We start from the raw sequence: 21,380 nt of genomic DNA on the forward strand, positions 1-21,380 counted from the left end.
CTCGCTCCCACATTTGGAATGCATTCCCCTGTGGGAGCGAGCTTGCTCGCGAAGGCGTCAGTGGAGGCGCTGCATAATCAAGAGACAGCCGGCTGACTATGCGGAAACAACAGATCGACAAAGCGCTCCGCCGTCGGCTGCGGTTCGTGATTGGCCAGGCCGGCGCGTTCGTTGGCTTCGATGAATACGTACTCGGGTTGATCCGCCGCCGGCACCATCAGATCGAGGCCGACCATTGGAATGTCCAGCGCTCGCGCCGCACGCACCGCCGCGTCGACCAGAGTCGGATGGAGAATCGCCGTCACGTCTTCCAGGGTACCGCCGGTGTGCAGATTGGCTGTGCGCCGCACGAACAGATGCTCGCCGGCCGGCAGGATGCTGCTGTAGTCATAACCGGCAGCATGCAGAGTGCGCTGGGTTTCGTGGTCCAGCGGAATCTTGCTTTCGCCGCTGGTGGCCGCTTGCCGACGACGGCTCTGCGCTTCGATCAGCGCACCGATCGAATGCTGGCCGTCGCCGACCACTTCCGCGGGACGCCGGATCGCCGCCGCGACCACTTCAAAACCGATCACCACGATGCGCAGATCGAGGCCCTCGTGAAAGCTTTCCAGCAGCACGCGGCTATCAAATTGCCGGGCGGTTTCAATGGCTTGCTGCACCTCTTCGATAGTACGCAAATCCACCGCTACGCCTTGGCCCTGTTCACCGTCAAGGGGTTTGACCACCACCCGTTGATGCTCGTCGAGGAAGGCCAGATTGTCGTCGGCATTGCCGGCCAGTTGCTGCGCCGGCAGTTTCAGCCCAGCGGCTTTCAGGACTTTGTGGGTCAGGCTTTTGTCCTGGCACAAGGTCATGCTGATGGCACTGGTCAGGTCGCTCAGCGATTCGCGGCAACGTACACGCCGACCGCCATGGCTGAGAGTGAACAACCCGGCGTCAGCGTCATCCACCTGCACGTCGATACCGCGTCGATGCGCTTCTTCGACGATGATCCGCGCGTAGGGGTTGAACTGCGCCTCCGGCCCCGGGCCGAGAAACAGCGGCTGGTTGATGCCGTTCTTGCGCTTGATCGCGAAGGTCGGCAGGTTGCGAAAACCCAGTTTGGCGTAGAGGTTTTTCGCCTGGCGGTTGTCATGCAACACCGACAGATCCAGATACGCCAGGCCGCGACTCATGAAATGCTCCACCAGATGCCGCACCAGCACTTCCCCAACGCCCGGGCGCGAGCAGTGCGGGTCGACGGCCAGGCACCACAGGCTGCTGCCGTGTTCGGGGTCGTTGAATGCGTTCTGATGATTGAGGCCCATGACACTGCCAATCACCGCGCCGCTGTCCTCATCTTCAGCCAGCCAGTACACCGGACCGCCCTGATGATGTGGCGTGAGCAGTTCCGGGTCGATCGGCAGCATGCCGCGCGCCTGATACAGACGGTTGATGCCTTGCCAGTCGGTCTCGCTCTGCGCACGGCGAATGCGAAAGCCGCGAAAAACCCGGGTGGCCTGACGGTAATCGCTGAACCACAGGCGCAGGGTGTCAGAGGGGTCGAGAAACAGCTGGGTCGGTTCCAGGCCGAGAATCTGCTGCGGGGCGGCGACGTACAGGGCGATATCGCGCTCACCGGGCTGCTCATTGAGCAGCTCCTGCGCGAGCGAGGCCGGGTCGGGAAACGTGTGACCGATCAACAGGCGGCCCCAGCCGCAATGCACGGCAATCGGTGCGGTGGCAGGCTCGCTGCCATCCTCGGCCAGCCGCGCCTGCAAGCGTTCGTACGAGGGGGACTGACCACGCAACAGGCGTTGGTTGATGGACGTGGCATGGGGTTTCATCAATCAGATTCCTTGTTCACTGAGCCACAGGTTCAGGGCCGCCAGTTGCCACAGTTTCGAACCGCGCAACGGGGTCAGCTGGCCTTGCGGATCAGTCAAAAGCTTGTCGAGCATGCTCGGGTTGAACAGGCCGCGATCCTGACTCGGATCAAGCAGCAGCTCACGCACCCAATTGAGCGTGTCGCCCTGCAAATGCTTGAGACCCGGCACCGGGAAATAACCTTTCTTGCGGTCAATCACTTCGCTTGGGATGACTCGACGCGCGGCTTCCTTGAGCACTTGTTTGCCACCATCGGGCAGCTTGAATTTGCCCGGTACGCGGGCTGACAGTTCGACCAGCCGATAGTCGAGAAACGGTGTACGCGCTTCCAGACCCCAGGCCATGGTCATGTTGTCGACGCGTTTGACCGGGTCGTCGACCAGCATCACCGTGCTGTCCAGACGCAGGGCTTTGTCCACGGCGGCATCGGCGCCGGGCCGGGCAAAGTGTTGCTTGACGAAGTCGCCGGCCGCATCGTGGTCGACCAGCCATTTCGGCTGGACTGTCGCCGCATAATCGTCGTAGCTGCGGTCGAAAAACGCTTCGCGGTAGGCCGCATACGGATCGGCCGCGCCGTCGACTTGCGGATACCAGTGATAACCGGCGAACAACTCGTCGGCACCCTGGCCGCTCTGCACCACTTTGCAGTGCCTGGCCACTTCGCGGGACAACAGATAGAAGGCAATGCAGTCATGGCTGACCATCGGCTCGCTCATCGCGCGGAACGCGGCGGGCAGTTGCTCGATGATTTCTTTTTCGTCGATGCGCAATTGGTGGTGGCGCGTGCCGTAGTGCTTGGCGATCAGGTCGGAATACTGGAATTCGTCGCCGCGCTCGCCACCGGCGTCCTGGAAACCGATGGAGAAGGTCGACAGATTCTCTACACCGACTTCGCGCAACAGGCCGACCAGCATGCTCGAATCGACACCGCCCGAAAGCAACACGCCGACATCCACCGCTGCACGCTGACGAATCGCCACCGCTTCGCGAGTGCTGTCGAGCACGCGATCGACCCAGTCTTCGAGGTTGAGGTTTTTCTCGTCTTCGTGTGGGCCGTAGGGCAGGGTCCACCAGGTTTTCTGCTCGGTGCGACCATCGGCTTCGACGCGCAACCAAGTCGCTGGCGGCAGTTTTTCGATACCAGCCAACAGCGTCCGCGGCGCGGGAACCACCGCATGGAAATTCAGGTAATGATTGAGCGCCACCGGATCGAGGATCGGGTTGATGTCGCCGCCCTTGAGCAGCGCCGGCAGTGCCGAAGCGAAACGCAAACGCTGGCCGGTGCGCGACAAGTACAACGGCTTCACGCCGAGACGATCGCGGGCGATGAACAGACGCTGGGCATCGCGCTCCCAAATGGCAAAGGCGAACATGCCGTTGAGCTTCGGCAGCAGCGCCTCGCCCCAGGCGTGGTAGCCCTTGAGCAGCACTTCAGTGTCGCCACCGGAATGGAAGGCATAGCCCAGCGCTTCAAGCTCTTCGCGCAGTTCAGGGAAGTTGTAAATGGCGCCGTTGAAGGCCAGGGACAGGCCCAGATGACTGTCGATCATCGGCTGCGCCGAGCCATCCGACAGGTCCATGATTTTCAGGCGACGATGGCCCAGGGCAATTGGCCCTTGGGCATGGAAGCCCCACGCGTCGGGACCGCGAGGGGCAAGGTGATGGGTGATTCTCTCGATCGCTGCAAGGTCTGCAGGTTGTTGATCAAAACGTAGCTCGCCAGCTAATCCGCACATAGGGTCCTTACCGGTTTTCCGTTGGGGAGGGGTCAAGCCGTACCGCGCGAAAAGTGCCGGTACTCAGAAACTGACCCGCCTCGGTAAGTGGAGTTTTAGATCGATAAGTTATAAGCAAGCCAGGCCGCCTGCTGCCCGACAGTGATGAGCAGTCGCTGAAAGGCGCACGGTTTGCGCCTGTCGGGACGTTTTTCGAAGTAAACCCTTCACTGGCAGGACTTATGTTCGCCGGGTGGTGCAGGGCTATTTTATGCATGACAAAAAGTGCTTGATTGGCCTTGAATCACCCCAGGATTTTGCGTTGTTAACTGCTCTGCCACAGCGCTAACGTCAAAGGCTCAATCGCAATAAAGGACTATTGCCATGCTCGCCCAAGACAACAAATCCGCTCAGGCCCAAGGAACCATCCTGAGCACCCTGTTCGACGCGACCGGCGACCTCGATACCGCCCAGACCCTGGAAAAAAGCCTTCCGGCGTATTTGCTCAAGGCGTCGGCCACCAGCCTGGCCAGGCTGGATGAAATCAACCGTGAACTGCACGCCCGGCAGCTTGAGGTCGATAAGGATCGAACCCGGCTGAAACCGTTGCACGACTTCTGCATCAGCGAGCTCAACGCCGCGCTGAGCAAACAATGGCCGGCGCTTTATGACGTAGAAGTGGATGTGGTCAGTCTGCCGGGAGTTGATTGTGGCTGCGACGCGACTCCGACCGATGAGGCCGGGATTGACCTCGTCAAACATGCCTCGCAAACCCTCTTGGAGGCGGCCATGCAGAACTTCACCGAAGACGAAGAGCAGGCTGACGCGTTTCCCGAGGGCAGTCTGGTGAGTGTGAAAAGCGCGCCGCAGGGCGTCAGCGGCTTGACTCCGGCGGCGTTCGCCGCGTTTTGCCGCCAGCTTGATCTGGGCAAGAAATACCAGGAGCATCTGCAACAAGTGTTCGGTCTGCGTGACGAGAGCGGCAAAGTCGTGGCGACCAGTGCCATGACCCGCAATATCACTGTATTGAAACAATCGCTGTTGGAACTGGATGCGCATCTGGCCGCGCTCAAGGGCGATATCACCGCGGCAGGCTTGCGCATGCTGCAGGATCTGATGATGGCCGACGGCGTGGCGCCGGCGCACAGCCTGCGCTATGACAAAATCCCGCTGATCATGCAGGGCATCAAGATCCTCGACAGCTGCGTGTGGGGCGTCGTCGTATTCTCCAAACGCTCCGTGGAGAAGCATCCTGAGGACGGATGCATGGTGTACATGCCCGGTGAACCTGCGCGGGCGGTCTACGAATACCCCAGTTTCAATGCGTTCAAGCGCTACCTCGCGCAACAACTGAAAACTCCGGTTTATCAGGACTACTTCGCCCGCAGTCTCGACGAAGATGACAAGGCCGATTTCTTCAAGACATTCGCTGAAAAGGACGATCTCGGCGTTGTCAGACAGTGGCCGATCAGCGTGCCGCTGTTCGACTTCATGGTGCAAAGCCATGTCGGCAAACTGCAGATTGACGCCCGTAAACTGGCGGTACCGACTGCCGATATCGATGAAGAGACGCGCCGCAAGCGCCTGCTGGACTTCGTGCAGCGCGGCGTGAGCATTGCCTCGGTGGCCGGGTTGTTCGTGCCGGTGCTGGGGCAACTGATGATGGGCGTGGCGGTGGGGCAATTGCTGGGCGAAGTGTACGAGGGCGTTGAGGACTGGCAGCGTGATGATCACCAGCAAGCCCTGTCGCATCTGCTCAGCGTGGTCGAGAATATCGCCTTGATGGGCGTCTTTGCCGGCGGTCAAAAAGTGCTGGGCACACTGGGCAGCAAATTGCTGCGCGCGCACCCGGAATTTTTCGGACAGTTCAGTGCAGTGCTCAATCGGGCCGGCAAGCCGCGCCTGTGGAAAAACGATCTCACCCGGTATGAGCATATCCTCCCTGGCGGTTTCACCATCGATGCCAGCTCCAAAGAGTTGTACAGGATTGGTAACAAGACCATCGCTCGTGTGGACAATCGTCTGCTGGCCGGCCGCTTTGATCCCGACGCCAGGCGCTTGCACCTGGATCACCCCGAACGTGCCCAGGCTTATGCTCCCGAACTGAGCCGCCATGTCGAAGGTGGCTGGCGACTTCCTGCAGAAGAACCCGAAGAGTGGGGCAGTAGCGCCTATGCACTCAAGCGCATCGATCCGCACTTGCACGAATTTGTCGACAGTGACCTGGACATGATGCGCCGGCTCAGCGACACCTCGCAGCAGGCGTTGCTCGACACGTTCAACGACAATCTGAAACTTCCCGTGCGACTGCGCGAAACCGTCGAGCGTGTACGCATCGGGCGCCAGTTACGCGAGCTGACGAGCGAGCTGCTAAAAGGCAAGACCCATTCCGGCCAGGCTACCGAGGAGCAAATGCACGCCTTGCCGGGACTGCCCGGCTGGCCGACCGATCGATACATCGAGGTCACCGGGGAGGACGGCGTCGTCGAAGCGACTTACCCGACGACCCGCACACTCGACGAAACACTCAGCCTGGTAGTGACCCGTGAGCAATTGGCCCGGGGCCGGTTGCTGCAAACGGTGATCGATGGCCTGGACTCGCAGGAAGTCGATGCCCTGCTTGGCGGCAAACCTGCGCAAGGCACGCAAGAGGCCGCGCTGGCCAAGAAGGTGGGTGCGGCGTTGCAGTCCGATTACCGTGCGGCGTTCGAGCGCATGTATCAACGGTACGACCAGAGCGAGGCTCAGGAACTGCTGAAATTGCGCCAGGTCTTCGCCGACATCCCGGCGCGCCTTGGACAACGGCTGATCGATCGCGCGCCGAGTGTCGAGCGGCTGCACCTGCGCACGACCGGGCGCGTGCCGTTGCGGCTGGGGCAGCGAGTGCGGGCGAGCGCCGCCCAGGTGCGGCTCGATCGCGCGTTGACAGGCTTGCACTGGCCGTGGCTGGCGAATGCCGATACTGACAAGCTGGCCATTGACTTGCTGCCGCGTTTGAGCGGCTGGGATAAACAACTGCGTCTGGAGGTGCGCGACAAGGCAGTGACCGGGCCGCTACTGCAAGCCATCGGCGATACGTCGGCGACCGCCGAAAATACCGGCTATCTGGTGAAGTCCACGCATGGTTATGAAGCGTTTGGCGGCGACAAAAAATCCCTTGGCAAGGTGGAGTCGCAACCCGGTGCCTTGTATTGCGCCATCCTCAAGGCGATACCGTCACGCCAGCGGACAATGGCCGGGTTTGCCGATGCCGGGCCGGCCAGCGCGCAACGCTTGCGCACAAAGCTGCTCGATGCGGCCCTCGACGATCGCCCGGCCGCGGCGCGAACATTGCTCGGCGGCACGCCGGAACCGCTGGTCGTCGAGCCGGCCTGTGTGCAAGGCGATCAGGCCCCCGCGACGAACCATCCTCGCAGGTTGCTGCGCACAGTGCGCAAACTCTACCCACGCCTGGACGACGCGCAGGCCAGTCAATTGCTCGATGAGCTGGGCAATGATCCGCTGAGCCGGGCGACCCGGCTCAAAGCCTTGCGTCAGGATTTGAAAATCCTGCGTGATGTTCTTTTTATCTGGAGCGAGGATGACGTTGCTTTGAAGGCGATGGGAGGCGATCCGGCCGAAGCTCGGCAGAGCCGCAAGATGGTCGCCGAGAGGATCGAGGAGAGCTTTCGACGGTTTCACTGGATCAAGGACGAACAAGGCAAATCGGTCTGTACCCTCAACCTCAATGGCATGCGCATCGGCAAGCTGCCGACCTTTTCATCTGACCTGAGCTTCGCGCACGTGCAGCACCTGTCGATGCGCAAAATGGCGCAAGGCGATGATGTGGTGTACTTCCTCAAATCCTTCAAACAGCTCGAGTCGCTGGAACTCGACGAAAATGTCATCACCCGACTGCCTGAGGTGCTGTCGCATATGCCCCGGCTCAAATTCTTGAGCCTGGAGGGCAATCAGCTGAAGTTGACCGAGCACACACTGGCGAAGCTCAACAGCCTGCGCACGCTGTGGTATCTGAATCTGAACCACAACCCGTTGGGCGCCACCCCGGATGTGAGTCGAATGAGCAACCTGCGTCAGTTACTGCTGCGTGATACGGGCATAACCGAATTACCTGAAGGTCTGAACAATTGCGCCCATATCGAATGGATGGATATGCGCAAAAACAAAATCAAGGAGCTGCCCCGTTGGCTGTTTCAGAAACCGCGACGATTCACACAGGCGCTCGACCTGGGGCTCAATCCCTTTACTGAAACCAGCAAAACGTATCTGGCCAACTATCGCAACAATGTCGGTATAGGAATGGGGTATCTCGAAGAGGACATTCCCCGGCTCAACGAACAAACTGCACGCTCGCTATGGCTCACCAAGAACACCGGTGAAGAATGGGCAACGCAGACGCGAATCTGGGAGGCGTTTCGTGACGATAAGCGTGCCGAAGGCTTGTTTCATTTGCTAGCCCAACTGGGCGATACCGTCGACGCGACGAAGGTCAGAGCTGACGTGCAGCGACGGGTCTGGGTGGTATTGAAGGCGGCAGAGGCTGATGGCGAGCTCTGTGATCAGTTGCTCGACCTGGCCGCCAACGAGGTCAATTGCGATGACACCGCAGCGGTCAATTTCAGTCATCTTGAAGTGGCCGTGCACGTTGATCGTGTCACCAGGGGAGCCGGCGGCAATGTCACTGCCAAACCACTGCTCAACCTCGGTCGCGGGCTGTTCCGGCTGGACCAATTGAACACGATTGCCCACGAACATGCCAAGGTTGCGAAATCCGATCCGTTAGAGGTGAACCTGGCTTATCGCATCGGGCTGGCGCAGGAGCTGGACCTGCCCGGCCAGCCGCAGAACATGCTGTTCGAACCGCAGAGTGGCGTAACCGCCGCTGATCTGGATACGGCGAAACTGCGGATCAATACGGCTGAACTCTCCCCCCAGTGGCTGAAATTCATGCAGCAGCAAACGTTCTGGCGCGACTACCTGAAACGCACGTTTGCGCGCAAGTTCTCGCTGATTGACCAATCGTTTGCACCGCGCATGAGCGCGCTGGAGGAGAAGGCGGATACATTGGCCAGTGCTGACTATGTGAGTCAATGGGACGCCCTCAAACTTGAAAAGGAGCAGGCGCAAGACGCACTGTTCGAGCGCCTGACGGACGAGTCGATCCGCCTGATGGACCTGGGCCTCTGCGCGATGCCGCAGGTGTGATGTTCACTTGCCGCGAATCAACTGACGCAACGCAAAGCGGTTGGGGTGACAGGCTTCGGCCACGCTGCGTGGCAGCGGCAACGGCTCGTTGTCCAGCCACGCGGCCAGCAGTTCGCCCGACAGTGGCGCGGTGATCAACCCGCGCGAGCCGTGGCCGCTGTTGACGTACAAACCATCGAGCCACGGACAGGGGAGGTCAGGCACTTGTCGGGCGTCCTTGCTCAATGCCGCGTAGGTCTGGACAAAGGCTGCGCGGTCGGCGAGCGGGCCGACAATCGGCAGGTAATCCGGACTGGTGCAACGGAACGCGGCGCGGCCCTGAAGGCTGTCGAGGGACTGCTCGCTGATGTTCAGGCGTGCGACCAGATCGCTGGAAATCTCTTCGAGCATGGCGAGGTTGCCTTCATGCTCGGCAATCGTCGGCGTCAGATCGTCGCTGTTGAAGGCGAAACTGGCGCCCAACGTATGTTCGCCCACGCGCGCCGGGGCGACGTAACCTTCGGCGCACACCACGGTGGCCAATGCACGACTTTCTGCGGTTTCGGCCAGGCGCGTGATCTGTCCGCGAATGCGTTTGAGCGGCAACTCGGCGCTCTGGGCAAAGTGTTTGATCTCGGCAGCGCCGGCCAGTACGACAACCGGCGCGCTGGCGAGCAGGCGCGCGCCAGCGAAGGCTTGCCACTGGTCAGCGACTTTACGCAGTTCCAGCGCTTGGTGATGGCTGAGCAACTCAATGTTGGCGTGGGCGGCCTGGGCCTGACACAGCGCCGGCGGATGAACCCAGCCACCCTCGGGATAGAACAGACCGCCATGGGCGACACCGACACCGGCGCGCGCCTGCGCTTGAGGCTGGTCCAGCCACAGCAGAAGATCTTCGGGGAACGCCGCCGCCAGTTGCGCATGACGCTCGGCTTCCCTGGCATTGAACGCCAGTTGCAGCACGCCGCAATCATCCCAGTCGGTGCCCCGCTGCAGGGTTTCCAGCAAGCGCCGGGTGTAACCGAAGCCGCTGACGATCAATTGTGACAACGCCGTGCCATGGGCAGACAACTTCAGATACAGCACGCCTTGCGGATTGCCCGAGGCTTCCTGCGCCACTGCATCATGGCGCTCCAGCAGGCTCACTTGCCAGCCGCGAGCCGCGAGGCTGGATGCCGTCGCGCAGCCGGCCAGCCCGGCGCCGATCACCAACGCCCGGCGCTCGGCGTGCAGGGCCGCAGGGCGGGCGAACCAGGGTTTGGCCGGGACCGGCGCAGGCACCTCGGCGGGCCAGCCGAGAAACTCGCCACGCAGTATCTCCCATTTGTGGCCGATGCCCGGCGTGCGCTTCATCTTGAACCCGGCAGCATTGAGCAGACGCCGTACCCAACCGGTGCTGGTGAACGTGCTTATAGTCGAGCCCGGCGCGGCCAGACGTGCGAGTTCGGCGAACAGTCGCGCCGTCCACATCTCCGGGTTTTTCGCCGGGGCAAAGCCGTCGAGAAACCACGCGTCGATCTGCGCATCGAGTTGCGGCAGTTGCTCCAGTGCATCGCCAATCAGCAAGGTCAGCGTGACACGACCGTTGGCCAGAGTGATGCGCTGAAAGCCTTGATGGATCGCCACGTATTGCTTGAGCAATTGATCGGCCAGGGTCTTGAGTTCCGGCCACAGGGCCAGGGCTCGTTGCAGGTCCGCAGGCGCCAGCGGGTACTTCTCGACGCTGACAAAATGCAAGCGTGCGCCGGCCACGGCGTGTAGCTCGAACAGCTGCCAGGCGCAAAGAAAATTCAGCCCGGTGCCGAAGCCGGTCTCACCAATGACCAGGCGTCCGCCAGCCGGCAGCGCGGCGAAACGCTCAGCGAGTCGGTTCTGTTCCAGGAACACATAGCGGGTTTCCTCCAGCCCTGACTGGTCGGAAAAGTACACGTCATCGAACACCCGCGAACGCGGGCGTCCGTGGTCGTCCCAGTCGAGTTGGGCGTGGGGCATTTCGGCTTTCATGGCGGGCTCGGCAATCACAAGGCGGCCATTCTAGCCGATCGCGTGCGGGGCGCCTGATCCAGCGCAACGCAGAATTCGGGCGTGTCAGGAAAAAGTCCAAAAGCTCGCAGCCTTTGGCAGCTCCTACAGGGAAACGCATTGCAAATGTAGGAGCTGCCGAAGGCTGCGAGCTGTTCAGGTGCTGCAATCATCCGCTAGTCTTGCTGAACCCTGGAAGGAGCCGTCCCCATGTTTGAATCCGCTGAAATCGGTCACGCCATCGACAAAGACACCTTTGATGCGGCTGTTCCCGCATTGCGCGAAGCCTTGCTTGAAGCGCAGTTCGAGTTGCAGCAGCAAAAGCGCTTTCCGGTGATCATCCTGATCAACGGCATCGAAGGGGCAGGCAAGGGCGAGACGGTCAAGCTGCTCAACGAATGGATGGATCCGCGCCTGATCGAAGTGCGTACCTTCGATCAGCAAACCGATGAGGAACTGGCGCGGCCACCCGCCTGGCGTTACTGGCGAATGCTGCCGGCCAAGGGCCGTATGGGGATTTTCTTCGGCAACTGGTACAGCCAGATGTTGCAGGGCAGGGTGCATGGGCTGTTCAAGGATCCGCGTCTGGATCAGGCCATCGCCGGTGCCGAGCGTCTGGAAAAAATGCTCTGCGATGAAGGCGCACTGATCTTCAAATTCTGGTTTCACCTGTCCAAAAAACAGATGAAAGTGCGGCTCAAATCACTGGCCGACGATCCGTTGCACAGCTGGCGCATCAGTCCGCTGGACTGGCAGCAGTCGCAGACCTACGACAAATTCGTCAAATACGGCGAGCGCGTATTGCGCCGCACCAGCCGTGATTACGCGCCGTGGCACATCATCGAAGGCGCCGATGCCAACTACCGCAGCCTGGCGGTGGGCAAGATTCTCCTCGAAGGCCTGCAAAGTGCGCTCAAGCGTGCCGAGGTCAATCCCCGTGAGGTCAGTGCCGCGCCGCTGGGCACGCCGGTCGACCAGTTGAACCTGCTCGACAGCCTCGACCTCAACCAGCGTCTGGACAAGAAAGATTACGAAGAACAACTGATCACCGAGCAAGCGCGCCTGTCCGGGCTGATGCGCGATAAACGCATGCGTCGCCATGCGCTGGTCGCAGTGTTCGAAGGCAACGACGCGGCCGGCAAGGGCGGGGCAATTCGCCGGGTCGCGGCCGCGCTCGACCCGCGCCAGTACAGCATCGTGCCGATTGCCGCGCCAACCGAAGAAGAGCGCGCGCAACCGTATCTGTGGCGGTTCTGGCGGCACATTCCGGCGCGGGGCAAGTTCACCGTGTTTGATCGTTCGTGGTACGGGCGGGTGCTGGTCGAGCGCATCGAAGGCTTTTGCACACCGGCCGACTGGCTGCGCGCCTACGGCGAAATCAACGACTTCGAAGAGCAACTGGCCGATGCCGGAGTCATCGTCGTCAAGTTCTGGCTGGCCATCGACAAGGACACGCAGATGGAGCGCTTTCAGCAGCGCGAAGAGATTTCCTTCAAGCGTTTCAAGATTACCGAAGACGACTGGCGCAACCGGGAAAAGTGGGACGCCTATCGCGCGGCGGTCGGCGACATGGTTGACCGCACCAGCACCGAAATCGCGCCCTGGACGCTGGTCGAGGCCAATGACAAGCGTTGGGCGCGGGTCAAGGTGCTGCGCACGATCAACCGCGCACTGGAAGACGCCTTCGAGAAATCCGACAAGAAGGCCAAGAAGCACAAGGACTGAAGCGATGGCCGCGCATACGCCGGGTGAATGATCCTCGCGGTCGGCAAGAAGGTGGACTTATGCTCAGTCCACTCTCAACCGACAACAACAATGAGGTATGCCATGCGTGAAGTGGTGATCGTCGACAGCGTGCGGACCGGCCTGGCCAAATCCTTTCGCGGCAAGTTCAACCAGACCCGTCCCGATGACATGGCGGCCCATTGCGTCAATGCGCTGCTGTCGCGCAACGACATCGACCCGGCCAGCGTCGAGGACTGCATTGTTGGCGCCGGCTCCAACGAAGGTGCACAGGGCTACAACATCGGGCGCAACGTCGCGGTGCTCTCGCGTCTGGGTACTGGCGTTGCCGGCATGACCCTCAACCGTTTCTGCTCGTCGGGCTTGCAAGCGATCGCAATTGCCGCCAACCAGATCGCCTCCGGTTGCAGCGACATCATCGTTGCCGGCGGGGTCGAGTCGATCAGTCTCACGCTGAAAAGCGTCAACACCGATCACCTGATCAACCCGCTGCTCAAGCAACAGACTCCCGGCATCTACTACACCATGGGCCAGACCGCCGAAGTGGTGGCGCGGCGTTACGGCGTCAGCCGCGAAGCGCAGGATCGCTACGCGCTGCAAAGCCAGGTGCGCACCGCCCAGGCCCAGGCTGCCGGTTTGTTCGATGATGAAATCGTGCCGATGGCGGTGAAATACCGCGTCGAGGACAAAAACAGCGGTGAAGTGCAGATTGTCGACGGCGTGGTCGAGCGCGACGACTGCAACCGCCCGGACACCACTTACGAAAGTCTCGCCGGGTTGAAACCGGTATTCGCCGACGACGGTTCGGTGACGGCGGGCAATTCATCGCAACTGTCCGACGGCGCCTCGATGACGCTGGTGATGAGCCTGGACAAGGCATTGGAGCTGGGGCTCAAGCCGAAGGCGTTCTTCCGCGGTTTCACCGTGGCCGGTTGCGAGCCGGACGAAATGGGCATCGGCCCGGTGTTCTCGGTGCCGAAACTGCTCAAGGCCAAAGGCTTGCAGGTGGCAGATATCGATCTGTGGGAGTTGAACGAGGCGTTCGCTTCGCAGTGCCTGTACAGCCGGGACCGGCTGGAAATCGACAACGAGAAATACAACGTCAATGGCGGCTCGATCTCTATCGGCCATCCGTTCGGCATGACCGGGTCGCGCCAGGTCGGGCATCTGGTGCGTGAGCTGCAGCGACGTAACCTGCGTTACGGCATCGTCACCATGTGCGTGGGTGGCGGGATGGGGGCGAGCGGGTTGTTTGAGGCGGTGCGCTAAGCCCTGACAGATGCGTTGATTGATCTACCGCTATCGCGAGCAGGCTCACTCCTACAGGAGAACGCGTTCCAAATGTAGGAGTGAGCCTGCTCGCGATGGCATCAACCGGTTGTCCGATTGGAATCCTGCCGCTGCATCCGCGCTATATATGCCTGAATCTCCCGCTCAATCACCTTCTCGTCAAACGGCCCCTCAAGGGTATTTTCCCGGGTGCTGAAATACAGTTCGCCATTGACCCGGCATACGCGATCGCTGCGAAAACGGGTGGCGGGGGCGCTGTCCTCGGCGCGCATGGCGTACATGTCGGTCTCCCTGATCAATGCGTTGAAAAGTCTGCAACCAGCTTAAGCCTGAAGCACTTGTCGCGCCTGTTCAGCCGATCAACGGCGGCGCGTCAATCCTTTGCTGCGACCTGCACAGTTGCATTTGCGGCCTCTGCACAACTGTGCCTGTGTTGTGCGCAGTTGCCAGCCTAGAATGAACGCTCTTGTCAGCAGGCTTTTGGGGTTCGCATGCACATTTCATCGGGGCGTTGGGTATACGGACTGTTCCTGGCGCTGCTGACTGCGTTTCTGTGGGGCATCCTGCCGATCAAACTCAAGCAGGTGCTGATGGTGATGGACCCGGTCACGGTGACCTGGTTTCGCCTGATGGTCTCTGGCGGCTGTCTGTTCATCTATCTGGCGTCGGTCAGACGCCTGCCAAGTCGCAAAGTGCTCGGCCCAAGGGGCGGCTGGCTGGTGTTGATGGCTGTGCTCGGCCTGGTCGGCAATTACGTGCTGTACCTGATGGGCCTCAACCTGCTCAGCCCCGGCACCGCGCAACTGGTGGTGCAGATGGGCCCGATCATGTTGTTGATCGCCAGTCTGTTCGTGTTCAAGGAGCGTTTCAGCATCGGCCAGGGCATCGGCTTGCTGGTGCTGCTGATCGGCTTTGGCCTGTTCTTCAATCAACGGCTGGTCGAGTTGCTGACCTCGCTGTCCGATTACACCGCAGGCGTGTTGCTGGTATTGCTCGCGTCAACGGTCTGGACCTTCTATGCGCTGGGCCAGAAGCAATTGCTGACGGTGTGGAATTCGTTGCAGGTGATGATGGTGATCTACCTGTTCTGCGGGTTGTTGCTGACGCCTTGGGTGCATCCGCTCGAAGCGCTGCAACTGAGCCCGCTGCAGGGTTGGCTCCTGCTGGCGTGCTGCATGAATACGCTGATCGCCTATGGCGCGTTTGCCGAGGCGCTGGCGCACTGGGAAGCGTCGAGGGTCAGCGCGACGCTGGCGATTACGCCGCTGGTGACGTTTGCAGCGGTGGCGATCGCGGCGCGGGTATGGCCGGACTACGTGCATGCCGAGCAGATCAATGCGCTGGGCTATGGCGGGGCGGTGCTGGTGGTGCTGGGTTCGGCGCTGGTGGCATTGGGGCCTTCGTTGATTGCCGGGCTCAGAGCGCGGCGGATGCGCATGGCCTGAAGATCAAAAGATCGCAGCCTGCGGCAGCTCCTACAGTTGGAATGCGGTTCCCCTGTAGGAGCTGCCGAAGGCTGCGATCTTTTTGCTTTTAGCCCTTGGCACCCGCCTCGATCATGTTCTCCGGCCGCACCCACGCATCAAACTCTTCATCGGTCAGATAACCCAGCTGCAACGCCGCTTCACGCAAGGTCAGCCCTTCGCCGTAGGCCTTCTTGGCGATCTCCGCCGACTTGTCGTAACCAATGTGCGGGTTCAGCGCCGTCACCAGCATCAGCCCGCGTTCCAGGTGTTTGGCCATCACTTCGGCGTCCGGCTCCATCCCGGCGATGCAGTGCTGCTGGAAGTTGCTGCAGCCATCGCCCAGCAGGCGGATCGATTGCAGCAGGTTATGGATGATCACCGGTTTGAACACGTTCAATTGCAAGTGACCCTGACTGGCGGCAAAACCGATCGCCACGTCGTTGCCGAGCACCTGACAGGCGAGCATCGACAGCGCTTCGCACTGGGTCGGGTTGACCTTGCCGGGCATGATCGAGCTGCCCGGCTCGTTGGCCGGCAGCTTCACTTCGGCGAAACCCGCGCGGGGACCGGAGCCAAGCAGACGCAGGTCGTTGGCGATTTTCATCAGCGCCACGGCGAGGGTTTTCAAGGCGCCGGACAAGGTGACGAGCGGCTCGTGACCGGCCAGTGCAGCAAATTTGTTCGGCGCGGTGACGAACGGCAGGCCGGACAGTGCCGCGAGTTCTGCGGCAATCGCTTCGCCAAAACCGTGCGGCGAATTCAGCCCGGTGCCGACCGCGGTGCCGCCCTGAGCCAGTTCGCAAACTGCCGGCAGCGCGGCGCGAATGGCGCGCTCGGCGTAATCCAGTTGCGCGATGAACCCGGACAGTTCCTGACCGAAGGTGATCGGCGTCGCGTCCATCATGTGCGTGCGCCCGGTTTTCACCAGTTTCATATGCCGCGCCGCCAGTTCGGCCAGGCCGCCGGACAGCTCGGCAATCGCCGGCAGCAGTTGTTCCTGCACCGCTTTGGCGGTGGCGATGCTCATGGCGGTGGGGAAGCAGTCATTGGAGCTTTGCGAGCGGTTGACGTGATCGTTGGGGTGCACCGGCGCCTTGCCGCCGCGCGGGTTGCCGGCCAGTTCATTGGCGCGACCGGCGATCACTTCGTTGACGTTCATGTTGCTCTGGGTGCCGCTGCCGGTCTGCCAGACCACCAGCGGGAACTGGTCGTCATGCTCGCCGGCAAGGACTTCATCGGCGGCCTGTTCGATCAGGCGGGCGATGTCGGCGGGCAGGTCGCCGTTGCGGTCGTTGACTCGCGCCGCGGCTTTCTTGATCAGCGCCAGGGCATGCAGTACCGGAAGCGGCATGCGCTCCTGACCAATGGCGAAGTTGATCAGCGAGCGTTGCGTCTGAGCACCCCAGTAAGCGTCGTCCGGGACTTCGATCTGGCCCAGGCTGTCGGTTTCGATACGGCTCATCGTGCTCACTCCTGTTGGTCTGTTGGCGCAATTTAGGCCGGCGTCGGCCCGGGTGGTTCCATCGGCTCGATTGTTGACCGCAAAGCCCCGCCAATCAAGCGCGGCAAGGGTCGGGGGTTGAGCCACAGCGATTGTTAGGCGCAGAATGGTCGCCCTTGGGGTTTGACCTCGCTTTGCTTAAAAGGAAACTCGATGACTCGTCTTCGCGCCATCTGTACCGCGGTTGCACTGGTTTGCGCCAGCGGCCAGGTGCTTGCCGATACCGCCAGCCACAACGCCAGTGCCGAAGCTTTCCTGACGCTGGCCCACGCTGACAAGCTGGGCACCCCGGTGTACATGCAAGTGCAGCAAATGTTCGCCCAGCGCTTTGAACAGACCAAAGCCCCTGAGTCCAAGAAAGCCGTCCTGGAAACCTACCAGGCCAAGGCCAACGCCGCTCTCGACCAGGCCATCGGCTGGAACAAGCTCAAGCCCGACATGGTCAAGCTCTACACCAGCAACTTCAGCGAATCCGAGCTGAAAGATCTGGTGGCTTTCTACCAGTCGCCACTGGGCAAGAAAGTCCTGGAAAAAATGCCGCAGCTGACGCAGCAATCGGCGCAGATGACCCAAGGCAAACTGGAAAGCGCGGTGCCAGTGGTCAACAAGCTGCTCGACGACATGACCAAAGAGCTGGACCCGAAAGGCGCTGCTGCGCCGGCCAAGAAGAAGTAAGCGGAGTTCGTGATGACCATGCAACAACGCATCGAATCGACGCTGGGCCTGTTACAGCCTGAACACCTGCAAGTGCTGGACGAAAGCCACATGCACAGCCGTGGGTTACAGACCCACTACAAGGCTGTGGTGGTCAGCGCACAGTTCGAAGGCCTGAACCGGGTCAAGCGCCACCAGAAGGTCTATGGCACGCTTGGCGAGCTGATGGGCGAGTTCCATGCGTTGGCGCTGCATACCTACACCCCGCAGGAATGGGCAGAGATCGATGGCGCTCCGGCGTCGCCGACCTGTGCAGGCGGTAGCAAACATTAAGATCAAAAGATCGCAGCCTTCGGCAGCTCCTGCTTTGGAATGCGTTCCCCTGTAGGAGCTGCCGCAGGCTGCGATCTTTTTTGCTAGAATCCGCAACGCGCCGCTTAGCCGGCGCGTTTTTTTTGAATCCGGTTCACCCTTTGCGAGGGTAGCCACCTGGAGAAATACCCATGACACAACCGATTGTCGTGGCGGCACTGTACAAGTTCGTCACCCTCGAAGATTACGTCAACCTGCGCGAGCCCCTGCTGCAAGCGATGGTCGACAACGGCATCAAAGGCACCCTGCTGATCGCCGAAGAAGGCATCAACGGCACGGTTTCCGGCACCCGCGAAGGGATCGACGGCCTGCTCGCCTGGCTGAAAAACGATCCACGCATGGTCGACATCGACCACAAGGAATCGTACTGCGACGAGCAGCCGTTCTACCGCACCAAGGTCAAGCTGAAGAAAGAAATCGTGACGTTGGGCGTCGAAGGCGTTGACCCGAACAAGAAGGTCGGCACCTACGTCGAGCCGCAAGACTGGAACGCACTGATCAGCGATCCGGAAGTGCTGCTGATCGACACGCGCAACGATTACGAAGTGGCGATCGGCACCTTCGAAGGCGCCATCGATCCGAAAACCACCAGTTTTCGCGAGTTTCCCGACTACATCAAAGAACACTTCGACCCGGCCGTGCACAAGAAGGTCGCGATGTTCTGCACCGGCGGCATTCGCTGTGAAAAAGCCTCGAGCTATATGCTGGGCGAGGGTTTCGAAGAGGTTTACCACCTCAAGGGCGGCATCCTGAAGTACCTCGAAGAGGTGCCGCAGGAACAGACCAAGTGGCGCGGTGACTGCTTTGTCTTCGACAACCGCGTGACCGTGCGTCACGACCTGACGGAAGGCGACTACGATCAATGTCATGCCTGCCGCACGCCGGTCAGCGTCGAAGATCGCGCCTCTGAGCATTACGTGCCCGGCATCAGTTGCCCGCATTGCTGGGACAAGCTCAGCGAGAAGACCCGGCGCAGCGCCATCGATCGGCAAAAACAGATCGAACTGGCCAAGGCGCGCAACCAGCCGCACCCGATCGGCTACAACTATAAGCAAGCATCCACCGAGGCTTAACCATGTCTGCGCGCCTGCTCTATGTGATGGATCCGATGTGTTCGTGGTGCTGGGGGTTTGCTCCGGTGGCCAAGGCACTGGTCGAGCAGGCGCAGGCCGCCGGGGTCGAGTTGCATCTGGTGGTTGGCGGTTTGCGCACCGGCAGCGGTTCGGCGCTGGAGCCGACCACGCGGCGCTATATTCTTGAACATTGGCAAGCGGTCGCAGAGGCCACCGGCCAGCCGTTCAGATTCGACGGCGCGTTGCCCGACGGTTTTGTCTACGACACCGAGCCTGCCTGCCGCGCCATTGTTACCGCGCGCAGTCTGGCGCCGGATTGCGCGTGGACGCTGGTCGGTCTGATTCAGCAGGCGTTTTACGCGCAAGGTCGCGATGTCACCCAGGCCAGCGTGCTGGTCGAACTGGCGGAGCAGGCCGGCGTGCCGCGTATCGAATTCGCCGCGTTGTTCGATCATGCCGATCAGCACAAAGCCACCCAGGCCGATTTCACGTGGGTGCAGGACTTGGGCATTGCCGGCTTCCCGACGCTGCTGGCCGAGCGCAACGGCCAACTGGCGCTGCTGACCAACGGCTATCAACCGCTCAGCGAACTCTCGCCACTGCTCGGCCGCTGGCTGGAGCGTGCCGCCTGTGTCTGAGCTGGCCGAAGACACGCCAGCCGTAGCGCGTGTCGACCGGCTGAGCTGGGCTGAAGTCCGGCGTCTGGCACTGCATCACAAAAAGTCTCTGTGGATCGCCAACGGCGTGGCCGTACTCGCCACGCTCTGCAGCGTGCCGATCCCGTTGCTGTTGCCGTTGCTGGTGGACGAAGTCCTGCTCGGCCATGGCGACGCGGCGCTGAAAGTCATGAACCATTTTCTGCCGAGCATGTGGCAGCAGGCCGCGGGTTATATCGGCCTGATGCTGGTGGTTACCCTGACTCTGCGTTGCAGCGCTCTGTGTTTTGGCGTTATGCAGTCGCGGCTGTTTGCACGGCTGGCCAAGGACATCGTCTACCGCATCCGCGTGCGCCTGATCGAGCGGCTCAAGCGCATTTCCCTGGGTGAGTACGAGAGCCTGGGCAGCGGTACGGTGACCACGCATCTGGTCACCGATCTGGATACCCTCGACAAGTTCGTCGGCGAAACCCTCAGCCGCTTCCTCGTGGCGATGCTGACCCTGGTCGGCACCGCTAGCATTCTGATGTGGATGCACTGGAAGCTGGCGCTACTGATTCTGCTGTTCAACCCACTGGTGATTTACGCCACGGTGCAGTTGGGCAAACGGGTCAAGCACCTGAAGAAGCTCGAGAACGACAGCACGTCGCGCTTCACTCAGGCGTTGAGCGAAACCCTCGATGCGATCCAGGAAGTGCGTGCCGGTAACCGCCAGGGATATTTCCTTGGGCGCCTCGGGTTGCGTGCGCAGGAGGTACGCAACTACGCGGTCAACTCGCAGTGGAAAACCGATGCCTCGAACCGCGCCAGCGGCTTGCTGTTCCAGTTCGGCATCGACATCTTCCGCGCGGCGGCAATGCTGACGGTGCTGTTTTCCGACCTGTCGATCGGGCAGATGCTCGCGGTGTTCAGTTATCTGTGGTTCATGATCGGCCCGGTCGAACAACTGCTCAATCTGCAATACGCCTACTACGCAGCGGGCGGTGCGCTGGCGCGAATCAATGAACTGCTGGCGCGCGCCGACGAACCGCAATATCCCGGCGGCGTCGACCCGTTCAAGGGGCGCGACACTGTCGGCATCGAGGTGCAAGGCCTGAGCTTCGGTTATGCCGATGAGCTGGTGCTGGACCAGATGAACCTGTCGATCCTGCCCGGTGAAAAAGTCGCGATTGTCGGCGCCAGCGGCGGCGGTAAAAGCACCTTGGTGCAACTGCTGTTGGGCCTGTACACGCCAATGGCCGGGACCATTCGCTTCGGTGGTTCGACCCAGCAGGAAATTGGCCTGGAAACGGTGCGCGAGAACGTCGCGGTGGTGCTGCAGCATCCGGCGCTGTTCAACGACAGCGTACGCGCCAACCTGACCATGGGCCGGATTCGCAGCGACGAAGCGTGCTGGCATGCATTGGAAATTGCGCAGATGGCAACGACCATTCGGGCGCTGCCCGATGGCCTCGACAGTATCGTCGGTCGTTCCGGCGTGCGCCTTTCCGGTGGTCAGCGCCAGCGTCTGGCGATTGCGCGGATGATTCTCGCCGAACCGAAAGTGGTGATTCTCGACGAAGCCACCTCGGCCCTCGATGCGGCCACCGAGTACAACCTGCACCAGGCCATGGCGAAGTTTCTCAATGGTCGCACCACGCTGATCATTGCCCATCGCCTGTCGGCAGTGAAGCAGGCAGACCGGGTGCTGGTCTTCGATGGCGGGCAGATCGCCGAGGACGGCGACCATCGCCAACTGATCGCCGATGGCGGTCTGTACGCCAAGCTTTACGGCAACTTGCAACAGCACTGATCGAAACCCCTGTGAACCTGTCAGACGTTCTGCGTGCGGTGTAAAA

The 21,380-nt window shown here is 61.1% G+C and carries 14 protein-coding genes; 9 read left to right on the plus strand and 5 right to left on the minus strand.

The genetic code is table 11. The annotated features are described in order from the left end of the window. Positions 1-77: 77 nt before the first annotated feature. Positions 78-1,826: an N-acetylglutaminylglutamine synthetase gene (gene ngg, locus VNV36_RS19415; RefSeq protein ID WP_325719555.1), complete on the minus strand. Its 1,749-nt coding sequence runs from the start codon at positions 1,824-1,826 to the stop codon at positions 78-80. Between the two features lie 3 nt (positions 1,827-1,829). Beyond that, positions 1,830-3,602, minus strand: coding sequence for an N-acetylglutaminylglutamine amidotransferase (locus VNV36_RS19420; protein ID WP_325719558.1), 1,773 nt, complete (start codon positions 3,600-3,602; stop codon positions 1,830-1,832). Between the two features lie 363 nt (positions 3,603-3,965). Here VNV36_RS19420 and VNV36_RS19425 point away from each other — a divergent pair, with 363 nt between their 5' ends. Next, a complete protein-coding gene (locus VNV36_RS19425; RefSeq protein ID WP_325719560.1) occupies positions 3,966-8,786 on the plus strand; it encodes an NEL-type E3 ubiquitin ligase domain-containing protein in 4,821 nt (1,606 codons plus the stop codon). 3 nt (positions 8,787-8,789) lie between these two features. Here VNV36_RS19425 and mnmC read toward each other — a convergent pair whose 3' ends face one another. Next, positions 8,790-10,769 carry a bifunctional tRNA (5-methylaminomethyl-2-thiouridine)(34)-methyltransferase MnmC2/FAD-dependent 5-carboxymethylaminomethyl-2-thiouridine(34) oxidoreductase MnmC1 gene (gene mnmC, locus VNV36_RS19430; RefSeq protein ID WP_325719561.1) on the minus strand — a complete coding sequence of 660 codons (1,980 nt, stop codon included), beginning with the start codon at positions 10,767-10,769 and terminating at the stop codon, positions 8,790-8,792. A gap of 228 nt (positions 10,770-10,997) precedes the next feature. Here mnmC and pap point away from each other — a divergent pair, with 228 nt between their 5' ends. Next, positions 10,998-12,512, plus strand: a complete 1,515-nt coding sequence (gene pap, locus VNV36_RS19435) for a polyphosphate:AMP phosphotransferase (RefSeq protein WP_325719564.1) — start codon at positions 10,998-11,000, stop codon at positions 12,510-12,512. Between the two features lie 102 nt (positions 12,513-12,614). Then, positions 12,615-13,799, plus strand: coding sequence for a thiolase family protein (locus VNV36_RS19440; protein ID WP_325719566.1), 1,185 nt, complete (start codon positions 12,615-12,617; stop codon positions 13,797-13,799). 101 nt (positions 13,800-13,900) lie between these two features. Here VNV36_RS19440 and VNV36_RS19445 read toward each other — a convergent pair whose 3' ends face one another. After that, complete coding sequence (locus tag VNV36_RS19445; RefSeq protein WP_325719569.1) at positions 13,901-14,101, minus strand: DUF6316 family protein; 201 nt, start codon at positions 14,099-14,101, stop codon at positions 13,901-13,903. 210 nt (positions 14,102-14,311) lie between these two features. On the opposite strand from VNV36_RS19445, the gene VNV36_RS19450 reads away from it, so the two are divergent. Continuing rightward, positions 14,312-15,265: a DMT family transporter gene (locus VNV36_RS19450; RefSeq protein WP_325719571.1), complete on the plus strand. Its 954-nt coding sequence runs from the start codon at positions 14,312-14,314 to the stop codon at positions 15,263-15,265. An 88-nt stretch (positions 15,266-15,353) separates the two neighbouring features. On the opposite strand, the gene VNV36_RS19455 is transcribed toward VNV36_RS19450, so the two are convergent. Continuing rightward, the gene (locus VNV36_RS19455) at positions 15,354-16,748 is read right to left on the minus strand and encodes a class II fumarate hydratase (protein WP_325719573.1); all 1,395 of its coding nucleotides are present in this window, start codon (positions 16,746-16,748) and stop codon (positions 15,354-15,356) included. Between the two features lie 192 nt (positions 16,749-16,940). Between VNV36_RS19455 and VNV36_RS19460 the strand changes: the two genes are divergently transcribed. The 5 genes from VNV36_RS19460 (at position 16,941) to VNV36_RS19480 (ending at position 21,334) form a co-directional block, all read left to right on the plus strand. Beyond that, entirely contained in the window at positions 16,941-17,462 is a 522-nt protein-coding gene (locus tag VNV36_RS19460; RefSeq protein ID WP_039760068.1) for a DUF2059 domain-containing protein, read from the plus strand. 12 nt (positions 17,463-17,474) lie between these two features. Then, the gene (locus VNV36_RS19465; protein ID WP_325719577.1) at positions 17,475-17,774 is read left to right on the plus strand and encodes a BolA family protein; all 300 of its coding nucleotides are present in this window, start codon (positions 17,475-17,477) and stop codon (positions 17,772-17,774) included. A gap of 170 nt (positions 17,775-17,944) precedes the next feature. Next, a complete protein-coding gene (gene trhO / locus VNV36_RS19470; protein ID WP_325719579.1) occupies positions 17,945-18,886 on the plus strand; it encodes an oxygen-dependent tRNA uridine(34) hydroxylase TrhO in 942 nt (313 codons plus the stop codon). A 35-nt stretch (positions 18,887-18,921) separates the two neighbouring features. Further along, a complete protein-coding gene (locus VNV36_RS19475; RefSeq protein WP_325719616.1) occupies positions 18,922-19,524 on the plus strand; it encodes a DsbA family protein in 603 nt (200 codons plus the stop codon). Further along, complete coding sequence (locus VNV36_RS19480; RefSeq protein ID WP_325719581.1) at positions 19,517-21,334, plus strand: ABC transporter ATP-binding protein; 1,818 nt, start codon at positions 19,517-19,519, stop codon at positions 21,332-21,334. The genes VNV36_RS19475 and VNV36_RS19480 overlap by 8 nt, the downstream gene beginning before the upstream one ends. Positions 21,335-21,380: the final 46 nt, after the last annotated feature.

The organism is Pseudomonas sp. (assembly GCF_035554175.1).
Lineage (GTDB): Bacteria > Pseudomonadota > Gammaproteobacteria > Pseudomonadales > Pseudomonadaceae > Aquipseudomonas.

What these genes read in the sequence shown, in the direction of transcription:
- VNV36_RS19420 (WP_325719558.1), bottom strand. Translation starts at nt 3,602, where the DNA reads ATGTGCGGATTAGCTGGCGAGCTACGTTTTGATCAACAACCTGCAGAC.
- VNV36_RS19450 (WP_325719571.1), top strand. Translation starts at nt 14,312, where the DNA reads ATGCACATTTCATCGGGGCGTTGGGTATACGGACTGTTCCTGGCGCTG.
- VNV36_RS19465 (WP_325719577.1), top strand. Translation starts at nt 17,475, where the DNA reads ATGACCATGCAACAACGCATCGAATCGACGCTGGGCCTGTTACAGCCT.
- trhO (WP_325719579.1), top strand. Translation starts at nt 17,945, where the DNA reads ATGACACAACCGATTGTCGTGGCGGCACTGTACAAGTTCGTCACCCTC.
- pap (WP_325719564.1), top strand. Translation starts at nt 10,998, where the DNA reads ATGTTTGAATCCGCTGAAATCGGTCACGCCATCGACAAAGACACCTTT.
- VNV36_RS19440 (WP_325719566.1), top strand. Translation starts at nt 12,615, where the DNA reads ATGCGTGAAGTGGTGATCGTCGACAGCGTGCGGACCGGCCTGGCCAAA.
- mnmC (WP_325719561.1), bottom strand. Translation starts at nt 10,769, where the DNA reads ATGAAAGCCGAAATGCCCCACGCCCAACTCGACTGGGACGACCACGGA.
- VNV36_RS19445 (WP_325719569.1), bottom strand. Translation starts at nt 14,101, where the DNA reads ATGTACGCCATGCGCGCCGAGGACAGCGCCCCCGCCACCCGTTTTCGC.
- VNV36_RS19475 (WP_325719616.1), top strand. Translation starts at nt 18,922, where the DNA reads ATGTGTTCGTGGTGCTGGGGGTTTGCTCCGGTGGCCAAGGCACTGGTC.
- VNV36_RS19460 (WP_039760068.1), top strand. Translation starts at nt 16,941, where the DNA reads ATGACTCGTCTTCGCGCCATCTGTACCGCGGTTGCACTGGTTTGCGCC.
- VNV36_RS19425 (WP_325719560.1), top strand. Translation starts at nt 3,966, where the DNA reads ATGCTCGCCCAAGACAACAAATCCGCTCAGGCCCAAGGAACCATCCTG.
- VNV36_RS19455 (WP_325719573.1), bottom strand. Translation starts at nt 16,748, where the DNA reads ATGAGCCGTATCGAAACCGACAGCCTGGGCCAGATCGAAGTCCCGGAC.
- ngg (WP_325719555.1), bottom strand. Translation starts at nt 1,826, where the DNA reads ATGAAACCCCATGCCACGTCCATCAACCAACGCCTGTTGCGTGGTCAG.